16 protein-coding genes are annotated in these 16599 nt (G+C 69.8%); 3 read left to right on the forward strand and 13 right to left on the reverse strand.

Features of this window, described 5'->3' with window-relative positions:
* Positions 1 to 221: 221 nt before the first annotated feature.
* The 8 genes from ssb to kdpF form a co-directional block, all read right to left on the reverse strand.
* Entirely contained in the window at positions 222 to 737 is a 516-nt protein-coding gene (gene ssb / locus ACZ5Z2_RS14190; protein ID WP_464759248.1) for a single-stranded DNA-binding protein, read from the reverse strand.
* Positions 738 to 877: 140 nt separating this feature from the next.
* Positions 878 to 1570 carry a response regulator gene (locus tag ACZ5Z2_RS14195; RefSeq protein WP_464759250.1) on the reverse strand — a complete coding sequence of 231 codons (693 nt, stop codon included), beginning with the start codon at positions 1568 to 1570 and terminating at the stop codon, positions 878 to 880.
* Entirely contained in the window at positions 1567 to 4230 is a 2664-nt protein-coding gene (locus ACZ5Z2_RS14200; protein ID WP_464759251.1) for an ATP-binding protein, read from the reverse strand. Before ACZ5Z2_RS14200 ends, ACZ5Z2_RS14195 begins: the two co-directional genes overlap by 4 nt.
* A 20-nt stretch (positions 4231 to 4250) precedes the next feature.
* Positions 4251 to 4829 carry a potassium-transporting ATPase subunit KdpC gene (kdpC, locus tag ACZ5Z2_RS14205; RefSeq protein WP_464759253.1) on the reverse strand — a complete coding sequence of 193 codons (579 nt, stop codon included), beginning with the start codon at positions 4827 to 4829 and terminating at the stop codon, positions 4251 to 4253.
* A gap of 13 nt (positions 4830 to 4842) precedes the next feature.
* A complete protein-coding gene (locus ACZ5Z2_RS14210; RefSeq protein WP_464759254.1) occupies positions 4843 to 5655 on the reverse strand; it encodes a TorF family putative porin in 813 nt (270 codons plus the stop codon).
* Positions 5656 to 5896: 241 nt separating this feature from the next.
* The gene (gene kdpB, locus ACZ5Z2_RS14215; protein WP_464759255.1) at positions 5897 to 7969 is read right to left on the reverse strand and encodes a potassium-transporting ATPase subunit KdpB; all 2073 of its coding nucleotides are present in this window, start codon (positions 7967 to 7969) and stop codon (positions 5897 to 5899) included.
* Between the two features lie 4 nt (positions 7970 to 7973).
* Positions 7974 to 9782 (reverse strand): potassium-transporting ATPase subunit KdpA, encoded by a 1809-nt coding sequence (gene kdpA, locus ACZ5Z2_RS14220; protein WP_464759256.1) that lies wholly within the window; start codon positions 9780 to 9782, stop codon positions 7974 to 7976.
* Complete coding sequence (kdpF, locus tag ACZ5Z2_RS14225; RefSeq protein ID WP_464759257.1) at positions 9779 to 9871, reverse strand: K(+)-transporting ATPase subunit F; 93 nt, start codon at positions 9869 to 9871, stop codon at positions 9779 to 9781. The genes kdpA and kdpF overlap by 4 nt, the downstream gene beginning before the upstream one ends.
* Positions 9872 to 10226: 355 nt before the next feature.
* Here kdpF and ACZ5Z2_RS14230 point away from each other — a divergent pair, with 355 nt between their 5' ends.
* Entirely contained in the window at positions 10227 to 11228 is a 1002-nt protein-coding gene (locus ACZ5Z2_RS14230) for a polyprenyl synthetase family protein (protein ID WP_464759258.1), read from the forward strand.
* A complete protein-coding gene (locus tag ACZ5Z2_RS14235) occupies positions 11228 to 11794 on the forward strand; it encodes an NUDIX hydrolase (protein WP_464759259.1) in 567 nt (188 codons plus the stop codon). The genes ACZ5Z2_RS14230 and ACZ5Z2_RS14235 overlap by 1 nt, the downstream gene beginning before the upstream one ends.
* A 64-nt stretch (positions 11795 to 11858) precedes the next feature.
* Here the strand turns inward: ACZ5Z2_RS14235 and tpx are convergent, their stop codons facing one another.
* The 5 genes from tpx to ACZ5Z2_RS14260 all read right to left on the reverse strand — a co-directional run bounded on the left by tpx (position 11859) and on the right by ACZ5Z2_RS14260 (position 15758).
* Positions 11859 to 12359 carry a thiol peroxidase gene (gene tpx / locus ACZ5Z2_RS14240; protein WP_464759261.1) on the reverse strand — a complete coding sequence of 167 codons (501 nt, stop codon included), beginning with the start codon at positions 12357 to 12359 and terminating at the stop codon, positions 11859 to 11861.
* Positions 12360 to 12386: 27 nt separating this feature from the next.
* The gene (locus tag ACZ5Z2_RS14245; protein WP_464761716.1) at positions 12387 to 12827 is read right to left on the reverse strand and encodes a CopD family copper resistance protein; all 441 of its coding nucleotides are present in this window, start codon (positions 12825 to 12827) and stop codon (positions 12387 to 12389) included.
* Between the two features lie 22 nt (positions 12828 to 12849).
* Positions 12850 to 14085 carry an NnrS family protein gene (locus ACZ5Z2_RS14250; protein WP_464759262.1) on the reverse strand — a complete coding sequence of 412 codons (1236 nt, stop codon included), beginning with the start codon at positions 14083 to 14085 and terminating at the stop codon, positions 12850 to 12852.
* A gap of 73 nt (positions 14086 to 14158) precedes the next feature.
* A complete protein-coding gene (locus tag ACZ5Z2_RS14255; protein ID WP_464759263.1) occupies positions 14159 to 14920 on the reverse strand; it encodes a cyclic nucleotide-binding domain-containing protein in 762 nt (253 codons plus the stop codon).
* 61 nt (positions 14921 to 14981) lie between these two features.
* Entirely contained in the window at positions 14982 to 15758 is a 777-nt protein-coding gene (locus ACZ5Z2_RS14260; RefSeq protein WP_464759264.1) for a ferredoxin--NADP reductase, read from the reverse strand.
* Between the two features lie 186 nt (positions 15759 to 15944).
* On the opposite strand from ACZ5Z2_RS14260, the gene ACZ5Z2_RS14265 reads away from it, so the two are divergent.
* A complete protein-coding gene (locus ACZ5Z2_RS14265; protein ID WP_464759265.1) occupies positions 15945 to 16589 on the forward strand; it encodes a TMEM175 family protein in 645 nt (214 codons plus the stop codon).
* Positions 16590 to 16599 lie beyond the last annotated feature (10 nt).

The following is a 16599-nucleotide window of genomic DNA, read 5'->3' on the forward strand; positions in this document are numbered from 1 at the left end:
CGATCCATGTCGACGCTAACACCGACCCGGGCACGGCGCATGTCGCAACGCAAAATCCGCGGCGGCAATCGCGCAGGTCGGCAGCTTCAACCGATCCAAAGCGTCATAGCCACGTGGCGCCAAGCTCACCGATGTACCCGCTCAGCAGGCCATCGCGCAAAGCTAAAGGCCCGCCATGGCGGCGGGCCTTTGGAAGCCTCGGCAAATCACCGCGGCGGAGCCTAGAACGGAATATCGTCGTCCTCGAAGCCACCGTTGCCTGCGGGTGCCGACGGCGCCGGGGCGCCGCCGCCGCGGGACGGGTTGCCGTAGTTGCTGTTGCCGTAGTTGCCGCCGCCCTGCGGGCGCTGGCCGCCTTGCGGGCGTTCGCGCTGGAAGCCGCCACCGCCGCCTTCGCCGCCCTGGCCGCCCAGCATCTGCATCTCGTTGGCGATGATGTCGGTGGAGTAGCGCTCGACGCCGTCCTTGTCGGTGTACTTGTCGGTGCGCAGCGAGCCTTCGATGTAGACCTGCCGGCCCTTCTTCAGGTATTCGCCGGCGATCTCGGCCAGCTTGCCGAACAGCTTCACGCGGTGCCATTCAGTGCGCTCCTGGCGCTCGCCGCTCTGCTTGTCCGTCCACTGTTCCGAGGTGGCGATGCGCAGGCTGGTGATGGCGGTGCCGCTGCCGGTGTAGCGGGTTTCCGGATCGGCGCCGAGGTTGCCGACGATGATGACCTTGTTGATGCCGCGTGCCATGGATTCGTTCCTGGGTTGGCCGGCCGCACGTGAGGTTGGATTGCGGCCGGGGTTGATGGAGCCGCCATCTTACCCCGCCGCCGGGCGGAAGCGCCCCTCCCGCGCCGCACGACCGTGTCGGCGGCGGGCGATCCGGGGCATCAGCCGAGGAAGCGGTAGCCCACGCCCGGCTCGGTCTTCAGCCAGCGCGGCTGGGCCGGGTCGTCGCCCAGCTTCTGGCGCAGCTTGCCGACGACGATGCGCAGGTACTGGCTGTCGGCGACGTGGCTGGGGCCCCATATCTCGCGCAGCAGTTGCGGCTGGGTGACCACGCGGCCGGCATGACGCAGCAGCATCGCCAGCACGGCGTATTCCTTGCGGGTCAACGCCAGCTCGGCGCCGTCGAGGCGCACCTCGCGGCGCAGGAAATCCACGCTGAGGCGGCCGTCGTCCCAGCGCGGCGGCACTTCCGGCTCGCCGGCGGGACGCTGGCGCAGCAGCGCGCGCAGGCGCGCCATCAGTTCCTGGATGCCGAAGGGCTTGGTGACGTAGTCGTTGGCGCCGGCGTCCAGCGCGCGCACCTTCTCGGTCTCGGCGTCGCGCACCGACAGCATCAGCACCGGCACGCGGCTCCACTGGCGCAGCTCGGCCAGCACCTCGTGGCCGTCGCGATCGGGCAGGCCGAGGTCGAGGATCACCAGATCCGGGCTGCCGGTGGCGGCCTGCGCCAGCCCTTCGGCGGCATTGGCGGCGAGCAGCACCTGATAGCCCTCGGCGCGCAGGCCGATGTCGAGGAAGCGGCGGATCTGCGCTTCGTCGTCGATCACCAGGATGCGGGGCGAGGCGGCATTCATGCGGTGCTGTCAGGGGCTTCCGGCAAGGGCAGGTCGATGCGGATGGTGGTGCCGCCGCCTTCGCGCGGCAAGGCCTCCACGCTGCCGCCGTGCGCGCCGATCATGCCGCGGCAGATCGCCAGGCCCAGCCCGGTGCCCTGCGTGGCGCGGTCGCCACGCGACACCGAGTAGAACATGTCGAAGATGCGCGCGCGCTCGTCCTCGGGAATGCCGGGGCCGCGATCACCCACGTCCAGCAGCAGGCGACCACCCTCGGCGCGCGCGTCCACCGTCACCGGCTGCTCCGGCGGCGAGAAGCGCGCGGCGTTTTCGAGGATGTTGAACAGCGCCTGCTCGATCAGCGCGGGATGGACATGCAGCAGCACCGTGCCGGGCGGCAGCGCGATCTCCACGCGCAGCGCGGAGAACAGCTTGCGCAGGCGAGCCACCGCGGCGCCGACGATCTCGGCCACGTCCACCCAGTCGCGGTTGAGCTTGAGCGTGCCGTGGCCGAGCCGGGTCATGTCGAGCAGGTTCTGGATGTAGCGATCCAGCCGCTGGCCCTCGCCGAGGATGGCCTCCAGCAGTTCGCGGCGCTCGGCGGGCGGCAGGCGATCCTCGTAGTCGACCAGGGTGCCGGCGGCGCCGATCATCGAGGACAGCGGCGAACGCAGGTCGTGCGACACCGAGGAGAGCAGCGCGCTGCGCAGGCGTTCTGTTTCGCCCTGCACGCGCGCGCCTTCCAGCTCCTCGGCCAGCCGCGCGCGCGCCAGCGCCTGGCCGATGTCCTGCACCATCGCCAATGCCAGGCTGCGGCGATCCGGGTCGAGCTCGCCGCCGGGCGGGAAGCGCAGCGCGGCGACGCCCAATGGCTGTTCCTCGCCGCCCAGCGGCAGCAGCCAGCAGGGCGCTGCGTTCAAGGTGTCGGTGTAGCGGCCGGCCGGCGCGGCGTGGCGCTCGCACCAGTCGGCGGCGGCGACGTCCTGCGCCTGCAACCGCATCGAAGGCGGCGCCGACGCCATCGCCTGCAAGACACCGGCGGCATCGCGCGCCAGCAGCGCCGCCTCGCAGGACAAAGCCTGCGCCAACGCCGCCGCGCCCACCGCGCGCGCACCGGCGGCATCGGCGCTGGCGGTCAACCGCTGCCCCAGCATGAGCAGCGCGCGCGCATGCACGTGCGTCGCGCGCAGCGACTCCACCTGCTGCGTCAACCGCGTGGCGAGCCGGCTGCACACCAGCGCCGCGACCAGGAACAGGCATACCGCCAGCACGTCGTCGGGGCTGGAAATCGTCAGCGAATAGAGCGGCGGCGCGAAGAAGAAGTTGTAGGCGAGGAAGCACAGCACGGCCGTATAGACGGCCACTGCCATGCGCGTTCGCACCGCCACCACCAGCACCGCGGTGAGGAAGATCAGCGACAGGTTCGCCACCGCGAGGTAGCGCTGGCCGAGGAAGGCCAGCGCCAGTGCCACCAGCGTGGCCGCGGTGGCGTAGGCGTATTCGCCGCCGCGCCCCATGCCTCCCGGCAGGCCGGGCAGGCGGTGGCGCGCGGCCGCGCGCCCGGCCGGCGTGGCGACGATGGTGAGCTCCATATGCGCGCCGCGGCGCAGCAGCTGCTGCGTGAGCGAGCGGCCGAATATGCGCGCGAACAGGCGCTCGCGCGTGCGCGCCAGCAGGATCTGCCCCACCCCTTCGCGGTCGGCGTGCGCCAGCAGCTCATCGGCGACGGCGTGGCCGCGCAGCACCACGGCGTCGCCGCCCAACCGGCGTGCCAGCCGCATCGCCGCATCCAGCCGCTCGCGCCGCGCCGCGTCCATGCCCGCGCCGGTGTCCACGAAGGCCACGCCCCACGGCACGCCGCGCCGCTCGGCGATGCGCCGCGCCACGCGCACCAGGTAGTCGCTCTGCGCGAGGCCGTCGATGGCCGCCAGCACGCGGCGGCGCACCGGCATCGCGCCGCCGCGCGCCAGCATCGCGCCGCGCAGGTCGCTCTCCACGTGGCCGGCCACGGTGTCCACCGACAGCTCGCGCAGTGCGGCGAGGTTGGTGGGCGAGAAGAACGCGTCCAGCGCCGCCGCCGCGGTTTCCGGCACGTAGACCTTGCCGTCCTTCAGGCGCTGGATCAGCTCGCGCGGCGGAAGGTCGACCAGCACGATGTCGCGCGCGCGGTCGAGGAAGGCGTCCGGCACGCGCTCGCGCACGGCCACACCGGTGATGCGCCGCACCTGATCGTTGAGGCTTTCCAGATGCTGCACGTTGAGCGCGGTGTAGACCTCGATGCCGGCGTCGAGCAGTTCGGCGATGTCCTGCCAGCGGCGTTCGTGGCGGCCGCCGGGGAGGTTGGTGTGCGCCAGCTCGTCCACCAGCAGCAGTTGCGGCTTGCGCGCCAGCGCGGCGTCGAGGTCGAACTCCTCGAAACCGCGGCCGCGGTAGTCCACGTGCCGGCGCGGCAGGATTTCCAGCCCTTCCAGCATGGCCGCCGTCTCGGCGCGACCGTGCGTCTCCACCAGGCCCACCACCACGTCCACGCCCTGCTTCTTCAGCTCGCGCGCGGCGGACAGCATGGCCCAGGTCTTGCCCACGCCGGGCGCGGCGCCGAGGAAGATCTTGAGACGCTTGCGTTCGCCGTTGGCGACGTCGAGCAATGCGTCGGCACGGGCTTCGCGGTGGGTGTCGGCCATGCGCTACGTTAGCTCCAACTTCAGCGCGCGGGCAGCGCGTCCAGCGCCAGGTTGAGTTCCAGCACGTTCACCCGTGGCTCGCCCAGCACGCCGAATTGGCGGCCCCGCGTGCACCGCGCCACCAGCGCCTGCACTTCGGCCAGCGGCAGGCCACGGGCGCGCGCCACCCTCGCCAACTGGTACTGCGCGGCGGCCGGCGAGATCTCCGGGTCGAGTCCGCTGCCGGAGGCGGTGACCAGATCCACCGGCACCGGCGCGGCGTTGCCGGGATCGGCCGCCCTCAGCGCGGCGATGCGCTGCTTCGCGGCCTCCGTCAGCGCCGGGTTGGTCGGGCCGAGGTTGGAGCCGCCCGAGCTGGCACCGTTGTACGGCTGCGGCGCGGTGGCCGACGGCCGGCCCCAGAAATATTTCGGCGCGGTGAACGCCTGGCCGATCAGGCTGGAGCCGACCGGCTGGCCGTCCTTCGACACCAGGCTGCCGTTGGCCTGGCCCGGGAACAGCCACTGGGCCAGCCCGGTGACCGTCAGCGGATAGGCGACGCCAACGACGAGGGTCATCAGCAGCAGCATCGTCGCGGATTGTCGGATGAGTCGGATCATGTGGGATCTCCGGTCAGAACGTGCCTTGCAGCATCGCGAAACCGCGCGTGCCGCCGACGTCGCGCACGTCGTTGGCGTTCGCGAAGCTGCCGGTATGGCCGTAGAAGCGGCGGTTGGTGGCATGCGTCACGCCCACGCTGGCCGACCAGTGCGCGGCGAACTGGTTCTTCAGCGTGGCGCCGAAGTCGGCGTAAGCGGGGTTGCGCGCGCCGTAGGCGTTCGGCGCGGCCAGCGCGGTCGCGTAGTGCGTGTAGCCGGCGTGCAGCGCCAGGCTCCATGTCCCGGCGAACGGGAAGGCGGCGTCCAGCTGCGTGTAGCTCGTGCCGCTTGAGCCGCCACGGTAGCCCTGCTCCAGGTCGGAGCCGAAGTAGTCGGTCAGCGCGTAGTTGTACTTCAGCGTGAACTGCTTCCAGCCCAGCGCCGCGTTGGCCTCGCCCGTGTCCAGCGAGCGCGAAGGCAGACCCGCCTTGTCCAGGTTGGCGCCGGGATAGGCGTAGCCGTAGAGGCCGGCCCGCCAGGACCAGTCGCCGTTGATCGCGGCGCCGTAGCTGGCGTAGAGATCCAGCTCCATCGAACCGCCCGGATCGCTGTTCGCGCTGATCGCCGAGCCCCAGAAGCCCGCGGCCAGGCCATTGGAGAGCGCCAGGTCGGTGCCGCCCTGCACGGCCGGATGCCCCCAGGTCTGAGTCAGGCCGCGGAACATGTAGTCGGAAACCATCGCCAGGTTGCCGGTGACGGTGGCGACGGATGCATCGGCGGCGCGGGCAGCCTGGGTGCCGCCGAGGCAAAGTAAGGTCGCCGTGGCGACCCGGTAAAACCTGTTCATCGGGAAAGCTCCACCGGGCTGCCGGTCGCCGGCAGTCCGTTGCATGGGAACAACGCGGGATCCTTCCTTCCCGCCATCCCGGCGCAGGCCGGGCAAGCGCGAAGCACGCAGGACGCCAAGAGGGCGACCCCAGAGAGGTAAGCGCAGCGAGTCATCCAGTAGCCCAGAGGGCCGGCTTTCGCGGGCAATGAGCACCGTCCCCACTGGATTCCGGCCTGCGCCGGAATGACGGGCAAGAACATCAGGCGAGGCCACAAAGCACCAGCAGCATGTCGATCAGCTTGATGCCGACGAACGGCACGATGACGCCACCCAGGCCGTAGACCAGCAGGTTGCGCCGCAGCAGCGCGCCGGCGCCCAGCGCGCGGTACTTCACGCCCTTCAGTGCCAGCGGGATCAGGAACACGATGATCAGCGCGTTGAAGATCACCGCCGACAGGATCGCGCTGCGCGGCGTGGCCAGGCGCATCACGTTGAGCGCGTTCAGTGCCGGATAGGTGGTGGCGAACGCGGCCGGGATGATCGCGAAGTACTTGGCGATGTCGTTGGCGATCGAGAAGGTGGTGAGCGAGCCGCGCGTGATCAGCATTTGCTTGCCGATCGCCACCACCTCGATCAGCTTGGTGGGGTTGGAGTCGAGGTCGACCATGTTGCCGGCCTCCTTGGCCGCCTGGGTGCCGGTGTTCATCGCCACCGCCACGTCGGCCTGCGCCAGCGCGGGCGCGTCGTTGGTGCCATCGCCGCACATCGCCACCAGCCGGTTCTCGGCCTGCATGTCGCGGATCAGCTTGAGCTTGGCCTCGGGCGTGGCCTCGGCGAGGAAATCGTCCACGCCGGCCTCCGCCGCGATGGCCGCGGCGGTGAGCGGGTTGTCGCCGGTGATCATCACCGTCTTGATGCCCATCCGGCGCATCTCGGCGAAACGCTCCTTGATGCCGCCCTTGACGATGTCCTTCAGCTCGATCACGCCCAGCGCGGCGCTGCCCTCGGCGACGATCAGCGGGGTGGCGCCGCGGCGCGCGACCTCCTCGGCCATCTGCTTCACGCGCGGCGGCAGGTGGCTGCCAGCCGCGTCGAGGTATTTCTCCACCGCGTCGAGCGCGCCCTTGCGGATAGCGCGGCCATCCACGTCCACGCCGCTCATGCGCGTCTGCGCGGTGAACGGCACGAACTGCGCGTGCATGGCGCCGAGCTGCTGTTCGCGCAGGCCGAACTTCTCCTTCGCCAGCACCACCACGCTGCGCCCTTCCGGCGTCTCGTCGGCCAGCGAGGAAAGCTGCGCCGCCGCGGCCAGTGCGCGTTCGTCCACGCCCGGCGCGGTATGGAAGGCCACCGCCTGGCGATTGCCGAGCGTGATCGTGCCGGTCTTGTCCAGCAGCAGCACGTCGACGTCGCCGGCGGCTTCCACAGCGCGGCCGGAAGTGGCGATCACGTTGGCGCGGATCATCCGATCCATGCCGGCGATGCCGATGGCCGACAGCAGCGCACCGATGGTGGTGGGGATCAGGCAGACCAGCAGCGCCACCAGCACGGTCAGCGTGATCGGATGCCCAGCGCCCGCCGCATGCACGCTGTAGATCGAATACGGCAACAGGGTGGCGCAGGCGAGCAGGAAGATCAGGGTGAACTTGGCCAGCAGGATGGTCAGCGCGATCTCGTTCGGCGTCTTGCGCCGCGCGGCGCCTTCCACCATCGCGATCATGCGGTCGAGGAAGCTCTCGCCAGGATTGCTGGTGATGCGCAGCACCAGCCAGTCCGACAGCACGCGGGTGCCGCCGGTGACCGCGCTGCGGTCGCCGCCGGATTCGCGGATCACCGGCGCGGACTCGCCGGTGATCGCACTCTCGTCCACGCTGGCCGCGCCGGCCACCACCTCGCCGTCGCCGGGGATGGGCTCGCCCGCCTCCACCAGCACGTGATGGCCGCTGCGCAGGTCACTGGACGGCACGAAGGTGATCGCCGCCTCGCGCTCGGGCGCGGCGAGCTTCTTCGCCATAACGTCCTTGCGCGAACTGCGCAGCGCGGCGGCCTGCGCCTTGCCGCGCCCTTCCGCCAGCGCCTCGGCGAAGTTGGCGAACAGCAGGGTGAACCACAGCCACGCGCCGACCCAGAAGATGAAGGCGGTGGGCGCCTCGCCGTGGCCGGCCAGCGCCTGCAGCCACAGCAGGGTGGTCAGCACGCTGCACACGAACACCACGAACATCACCGGGTTCCTGAACTGCAGCCGCGGCGACAGCTTGCGGAACGAGTCGGCCATCGCCGTGAGGATCAGCGCACGGTCGAAGCCGCGCGCCGTCTGGGTCGTCGTAGTCATTGGATCAGTGCCCCGTGGCGGACATCAGGTATTCGGCGACCGGGCCCAGCGCCAGCGCCGGCAGGAAGGTGAGCGCGCCCACCACGATCACCACGCAGACCAGCAGCGCGACGAACAGCGGCGTATGCGTGGGCAAGGTGCCGGCGGACTCCGGCACGTGCCGCTTGGCGGCCAGCGCCCCGGCCATCGCCAGCATCGCGATCGCCAGCGGGTAGCGCGCCAGGAACATGCAGACGCCCAGCAGCACGTTCCAGAACGGCGTGTTCGCAGAGAGGCCAGCGAACGCGCTGCCGTTGTTGTTCGCGGCCGAGCTGACCGCGTAGAGGATCTCGCTGAAACCGTGCGCGCCGGGGTTGGCGACGCCCGCCGTACCAGCCGGCAGCATCACCGCCACCGCCGTGCCGATCACCACCAGCGCGCACGGCAGCAGCACCGCGAGGCTGGCCATCTTCATCTCGTAGGCCTCGATCTTCTTGCCGAGGTATTCCGGCGTGCGGCCCACCATCAGGCCCGCGATGAACACCGCCACCACGGCGAACGCCAGCATGCCGTACAGGCCCGAGCCGACGCCGCCGAACACCACCTCACCGAGCTGGATCAGCCACAGCGGGATCAGCCCGCCCAGCGGCGTGAGCGAATCGTGCATCGCGTTCACCGCACCGCAGGAGGCTGCCGTGGTGATCGCGGCGAACAGGCCACTGGAAGCGATGCCGAAGCGCGTCTCCTTGCCTTCCATGTTGCCGCCGGCCTGCAGCGCGGAGGCATGCGCATCCACCGCCAGCCCGTGCAGCGCCGGGTTGCCGGCCTGCTCGGCGGCCACCAGGCCCGCCGTCAGCGGGACGAAGATCACCAGCATTGCGGCGAGGATCGCCCAGCCCTGCCGCCGGTCGCCGACCATCCGGCCGAACATCACGCACAGCCCCCCGGGGATCAGGAAGATCGCCAGCATCTCGATGAAGTTCGAGAACGGCGTGGGGTTTTCGTAGGGATGCGCCGAGTTCGCGTTGAAGAAGCCGCCGCCGTTGGTGCCCAGCATCTTGATCGCCACCTGCGAGGCCGCCGGCCCCATCGGCAGGGTCTGCGTGGTGAGTTGCGCGGGTTTGGTTTCGGGATTGCCGGCGGCATCCTTGACCGGATTGCCGGCCGCGTCGGTCACCGGCTGGGCATACGTGCTGGTCTGCAGCACCGGCACGTCGACGTAGGGCCTGAAGTTCTGGATCACGCCCTGCGAGGCCAGCAGCAGCGCGATCACCAGCGAGATCGGCAGCAGCACGTACAGCGTGGCGCGGGTCAGGTCGACCCAGAAGTTGCCGAGGCCACGCGCACTGCGCCGCGCGAAGCCGCGCACCACCGCCACCAGCACCGCGATGCCGGTGGCCGCGGAGAGGAAGTTCTGCACCGCCAGACCCAGCATCTGGGTCAGATAGCTCATCGTGGTCTCGCCGCCGTAGCCCTGCCAGTTGGTGTTGGTGGCGAAGCTGATCGCGGTGTCCATCGCCGAATCCGGCGCCACGTTGCCGAAGTGCTGCGGGTTCAGCGGCAGCCACAACTGCACCCGCTGCAGCAGGTACACGGCCAGCAGGCCCAGCACGTTGAACACGAGCATCGCCAGCGCGTAGCGCTTCCAGCCCATGTCCTCGTCGCTGCGGATGCCGCACAAGCGGTACAGCGCGCGCTCGATGCCGACGCCGATGCGCGTCACGCGGTTCGGCGCATCGGCGAACACCAGCGCCATGTAGCGGCCCATGGCCGGCAACAGCAGCAACAGCACGGCCAGGTACAGGCCAATCTGGATGAAATCGTTGGCGGTCATTCGAACCACTCCGGCCTGAGCAGGGCCACGCAGAGGTAGACGACCAGCAGCACCGCGATGACGGCGGCGATGGCATAAGCGAAATGCATGCGGAAACCCTCGATGCGATGCGAATCGGGTTCGCGGCGGCGATGCGCGCTACCTGCGCGGGCCCAGCCGGTCGCAGACCAGCAGGAAACCGAGCACCAGCGCGCCCAGCACGAACAGGAACAGCAGGTAGAACAGATCCATCGGCGCCGACTCGTGGAAACGACGCCACGCACTGTAGGCAGCCGTGCATAAGAAAGGGGTAGCGATTCGCGGCTTGCGCGTATAGAACGCGTAAATTTTTCGGCCCGGCATCACGCGCCTGCCATGGCCGGCCCAGGATCGGCCATGCCCCGCCGGATGCGGGTTCGCGGCGGCCTGCCCCTATAATTCCGCGAACCCGCCAAAAGCCCGCCAATGAACTCGATCCCAGCCGACGCCCCACGCCCCGCCGACTTTGCCGCCGTGCGCGCGCTCGCCGACGCCGACATGCGCCGCATCGACGCGCTGATCCGCGCGCGGCTGGCCTCCGACGTGGTGCTGATCAACCAGATCGCCGAACACATCATCGCCGGCGGCGGCAAGCGGCTGCGGCCGATGCTGCACGCGCTGGCCGCGCGCGCGGCGGGCTACCACGGCGAGCAGCACGTCAAGCTGGCCGCGGTGATCGAGTTCATCCACACCTCCACCCTGCTGCACGACGACGTGGTGGACGAGTCCGGCCTGCGCCGCGGCCGGCAGACCGCCAACGCGCTGTGGGGCAACGCCGCCAGCGTGCTGGTGGGCGACTTCCTCTACTCGCGCTCGTTCCAGCTGATGGTGGAACTGGACGACATGCGCGTGATGCGCATCCTCGCCGACACCACCAACACCATCGCCGAAGGCGAGGTGCTGCAACTGCTCAACATCGGCAACGCCGACGTGGACGAAGCCGCCTACCTCGCGGTGATCGAGCGCAAGACCGCCGTGCTGTTCGCCGCCGCCACCGAACTCGGCGGCCTGCTCGGCGGCCTGCCCGCGGAGCAGGTGGCCGCGCTGCGCCGCTACGGCATGGAACTGGGCTACGCCTTCCAGATCGCCGACGACCTGCTGGACTACACCAGCGACGCCGACACCCTGGGCAAGAACATCGGCGACGACCTCGCCGAGGGCAAGCCCACCCTGCCGCTGATCTACGCGCTGCAAAGCGCCACGCCGGAACAGGTGGCCTCGCTGCGCCACGCCATCGAGCACGGCGGGCTGGATTCGCTGGATCGCATCGTCGCCGCCATCCGCGATTCCGGCGCACTGGAACGCACCCGCGCGCGCGCCGAATCGCACGCCAACGCCGCGCACGAAGCCCTGTCCGGCCTGCCCGCCTCGCCGTACCGCGACGCGCTGGCCACGCTGGCGGACTACTCCGTGCAGCGCACGTTCTGATGGATCCGCGCAACCAATCCCTGCCCACGGATGCCGGCGCGCCGGTGGAAACCCTGTACCAGGGCCGCTGGCTGAGCCTGCGCAAGCGCGGCCGCTGGGAATACGTGGAACGCAACAACCCCGGCGGCGCGGCCATCATCATCGCGGTGACGCCGGACGACCGCGTGCTGTTCGTGGAGCAGTACCGCGTGGCGATCCAGTCGCACACCATCGAGATGCCCGCGGGCCTGGTCGGCGACCTCAAGGGGCAGGAAGACGAAGGCATCCTGCTCGCCGCGCAACGCGAGCTGGAGGAGGAAACCGGCTGGCGCTGCGGCCGCGCGATCCTGCTGCACCAAGGCCCGTCGTCCGCGGGCATGAGCACCGAGATGATCGCCTACGTGCGCGCCTTCGACTTGGTGAAGGTGGGCGCGGGCGGCGGCGACGCCAGCGAGAACATCGTGGTGCACGCGGTGCCGCGGACGGAAGCCGGCGCGTGGCTGTTCGCGCGCGCGGCGGACGGCTATTCGATCGACCCGAAACTGTTCGCGGGGCTGTGGCTGCTGGAGCACGGCTCCGCGGGCTGAGCAGACGCGCCACAAGAAAGGCCGCCAGTCTCCTGGCGGCCCTTCCGGCACCGGGGCGAAAGGCTCAGCCCAGCGCCTTCAACGCGGCATCGTAGTTCGGCTCGTGCGTGATCTCGTCCACCAGTTCGGCGTGGATCACCTTGTCGTGCTCGTCCAGCACCACCACCGCGCGGGCGGCGACGCCGGCCAGCGGGCCCTCGGCGATCGCCACGCCGTAGTCGAGCAGGAACTCGCGGCCACGCATCAGCGACAGCATCTGCACGTTGGTGATGCCCTCGGCGCCGCAGAAACGGCCCTGCGCGAACGGCAAGTCGGCCGAGATGCACAGCACCACGGTGTTGCTCAGCCCGGAAGCCAGCTCGTTGAAGCGGCGCACCGAGGTGGCGCACACCCCGGTGTCCACGCTGGGGAAGATGTTCAGCACCTTGCGCTTGCCGGCATGGTTCGCCAGCGTGACGTCGGACAGGTCGCCGCCGACCAGGCGGAACGCCGGCGCCTGCTGGCCGGGCACAGGAAAGCCGCCGTCGACGCGTACCGGCTGGCCCTTGAAGTTGACTGTGGACATGATCGCCTCGTGATGGGGAAAACGGGCCTACAAGTAGAACATGGTCTTGGCCAGGAAAACGATGCCCGCCATCAGCGCCAGCACGATGCGATGCGTGTAGCGGAAGCGGCAGGCGTCCATGCGTCCGCGCGCGCCGGCCCATACCGCGTTGACGAACACGCCCAGCACGCCGAACGCCAGCACCACCTTCAGCAGCAGGAACCCGCCGAAGCGCGTGCTGCCGATGCAGCGGACGCCGTCGCAGCGCAGGTCGAACAGCAGGCCGCCGCTGACGAACAGCAGCAGCACCACGAACGGCATGTAGCGGCGCACCCGCGCCATCACCGCGTTCTCGATCCGCAGCATGGTGGCGACGTCGAAATGCTTGTGCAGCGCTTCCAGCGCGAACACCTCGAACGCCGCCGCGCCCACGAACACGATGGCGCAGGCGAGATGCACCAGCACGATCCACGGGTAATACGGCGCGATCAGATCCTGCACGGCGATCTCCTCAACCCGGCTTGCCGTCCGTGCGCGGCGTGAGATAGATCCACGCCGAACGCAGCACCCACGGCAGGAAGGCCACCAGCCAGCCGGCGCCCGCGATCACCAACCACAGGTAGCGATCGCCGCCCAGCTCGGCGCGGATGCGCACGCACGCCACCAACTGCAGCAGCACGAAGCACAGCCACGGCACCGGATGCATCTGCAGCGGACGGCCGGAATGGCCATGGGTCACGCGCGTCACCATCGCCACCAGCATCGAGCCGAAGAAGCCGATCGCCAGCGCGTGCAGCGGCGCCAGCCCCAGCACCTGACGATCATCGATGGCGAGCACGAGATCCTGCACCGCGAACAGCACGAAGGCCACCGGCAGCCACGCGAACGCGACGTGCAGCACCGCAAGCAACCCCGGCCGCAGGCAGCGCCACGGCTTCCACATCAGCCAGTGCGCGGCGAACAGCGTGGCCAGCGGCAGGTCGCACAACCACAGCCACGACGCCAGGCCGCGCCAGTCCAGCAACACGTGCGCCAGCAGCAACGCCCACGCCACCGGCAGGCCCCAGCCCGGTCGCCACATGTCGTAGCCGGCCACCATGTTCTTGCTGAAGAACGGCAGCATGCGGTGGCACACCGTGAAATACACCGGCAGCAGGAAGCCGAACGTGCCCAGCTTCACCGCCAGCCACGCCAGCTCCGGTGACACGCCGGGAACCAGCAGCCACGCGAGGAACGACGCCAGCCCCAACGTGCCTACGCAGAACGCGGCGAGGCACGACCAGCCGTGCCGGTTGCGATCCGCCGCTGCGCGCAGCACGCCGGCCAGCGTCGCCACGCCCACCACGTAGCCCGCCAGCATCAGCAGCAGGCCCAGCTTGAGCAGCAGCGGCAGGCCGAGCAGCCCCAGCGTGCCCAGCACGTAGCCGCCCAGCACGCCGCCCGCCACCGGCAGGTAGCGCCTCGGCGACACCCGCGGCCCGTTCATCCAGCGCGGGAAGGTGGTCATCAGGAAGCCGAACATGAACAGTGGGAACAGCCCGTACTGGATCAGCACGGCGTGCCCGAACACCGGCGGGACGGTGGGCTGCGGCCAGCGCCCCCAGCCGAAGCGCAACGAAGCCAGCTCCAGCGTCCACCACGCCATGGTGAGCAGCACCGCCACGGTGCCGGCGAGAAACAGCGGCCGGTGCGGCGCGGACGCCAGCAATGCGGCGGGGTCGTTGGCGGGGGAGGTCGGTGCGTGCATGGGAATCCGGTGTCGTGCCCGTTCCCATGGTGGCGTGGCCGGTGCGGGGCGGCACTGACCTGGATCAGCCCCTCTATTCCGGCAGCAGGCTGGCTCCGAGCTCGCGCAACTTGCCGTCGTCCAGCAGCACCAGCTCGCGGCCTTCCAGCGCGATCAGCTCCTGCGTACGGAAGCGGGTGAGCACGCGGCTCACCGTTTCTGCGGCCAGTCGCAGGTAGTTGGCGATGTCGCCGCGCGACATGCTGAGGTGGAAGCGCGCGGAGGGAAGGCCGCGCGCGGCGTAGCGCGTGGAGAGGTCGATCAGGAACGCGGCCATGCGCTCGTCCGCGGCGTGGTCGCCAGCCAGCAGTGACACCGCGCCCAGCTCCTTGCTGATCAGCCGGAACAGGTGCTGCTGCACCGCGGGCAGGCGCGCGGCCAGCGCGCTCATCGCGGGGAAGGAGAAGCGGCAGAACCAGGTGTCTTCCAGCGACACCGCGTCGCAGGGGAAGTGCTCGGGGTAGATCGCGTTGAGCCCCACCACCTCGCCCGGCAGGTAGAAGCCCAGCACCTGCTCGTTGCCGTCGCGGTCGAACATCCGCGTCTTCACCGAGCCGGAACGCACCGCGTAGATCGCGCGGAACGGATCGCCGGTACGGAACACGTGCTCGCCCGCGCGGAACGGCCCGGCGTGCTCGACCAGGCAATGCAATTCGAGCAGCTCCGGCTTGCCGTAGCCCACCGCGATGCAGGCCTCGGAGAACGCGCAGCTGGTGCAGAACCGCGCGGCGTCGCCGTCGTCGGTGATCGGCTGCGGGACCGGGTGCAAACGGGGATTTGGATGGCTGAATGACATGGCGGTTTGCACCGTTGGGTTCGTCGCGCGGCGAACGTTCGCCATGATACGCAGTCGCCGGCTACTTCTCCACGAAGGCCCGCTCGATCACGTAGTCGCCCGGCTCGCGGGTGCGCGGCGAGGCGTGGAAGCCGCGGCCGTCGAGCAGGGCGCAGAGGTCGTCCAGCATCGCCGGGCTGCCGCACAGCATCACGCGGTCGGTTTCCGGATTGAGCGGCGGCAGGCCGGTGATTTCGCTCATCACGCCGTCGGCGATCGCGTCGGTGATGCGGCCGCGGTTGCGGAACGGCTCGCGCGTCACCGTGGGGTAGTAGACCAGCTTCTCGCGCACCAGCTCGCCCAGGTACTCGTGCCGCGGCAGCTCGTGTTCGAGGTAATGCGCGTAGGCGAGGTCGTTGATGTGGCGCACGCCATGGGCCAGCACGATCTTCTCGTAGCGCTCGTAGGTGTCCGGGTCGCGGATGATGCTCATGAACGGCGCAAGGCCAGTGCCGGTGCCGAGCAGGTACAGGTTCCTGCCGGGCTTGAGGTCGGTGAGCACCAGGGTGCCGGTGGGCTTGCGCGTGACCAGCAACGGATCGCCCGGCTTGAGATGCTGCAGGCGCGAGGTGAGCGGGCCGTTCGGCACCTTGATCGAGAAGAACTCCAGGTGCTCCTCCCAGCTCGCGCTGGCGATGGAGTAGGCGCGCATCAGCGGGCGGCCTTCGGCCTCCAGCCCGATCATCACGAACTGGCCGCTGTCGAAGCGGAAGCCCGGGTCGCGCGTGGTGCGGAAGGAGAACAGCGTGTCGTTCCAGTGCTGCACGTCGATCACGTGCTCGGTCGCGAAGGCCACCATGGGCGTCGAATCTCGGATTGGGGGTCGGGGAAACGCGCCGCCTCATGGCGGCAACGGGCTCGCGTGGGGGAAGAGCCTGGCGAGTGGCCGCGCGGGCGCGGCGACAGCGGCATTTTACGCGATCGGGGCCACCCCTGCCCGAAAGTTTCTGCGGCAAAATGCCCGCAGCCCACGCAAGGAACGACCATGGAACAGAACGCCGCACACGCCGTGCGCGAGCACCACGTCCACCAGCGCCATTTCGACCGGCTGGTGATGCTGTCCGACGGCGTCTTCGCCATTGCGCTCACGCTGTCCGCGGTGGAGCTGCGGCCGGAGGCGAAACCGGGCCAGACCCTGCTGCAGATTTGGGGCCTGCCGCTGCTGGCCTATTTCCTCACCTTCTTCATCATCGGCATGGTGTGGCTGCAGCACCGCCGCGCACTGGCGCAACTGCGCCGCACCGACAACGTGCTGACCCTGATCACCATGCTGCTGCTGAGCATGATCGCGCTGATGCCCGTGGTGATCCGCAGCATGGTCACCGGCGAAAGCGGCGTGGATTCGAACAGCGGCTTCGTGATCTATGCGCTTTCGCTGCTGGTGATCAACCTCTGCCTGGCGGCGAGCTGGGGCTACGCGGCCTTCGTCGGCGACCTGGTGCCCGACATGCCGCGACCGAAGGCCTGGGGCTGGCTGATGCACGACCTGTTCGTCGCCCTGGTATGGGCGGCCATCGCGTGCTGGTTCCTGCGCCTGACGTGGGTGATGGCCTTGATCGGGGTGATGGCGCTGGCCGCGCGCATCGCCTCGTCGCGGCTGGGCCGCCGCGCCGTGCCCGGCCCGGGCTGAAACTCCACAG

It is taken from the genome of Rhodanobacter sp. G1, assembly GCF_055397855.1.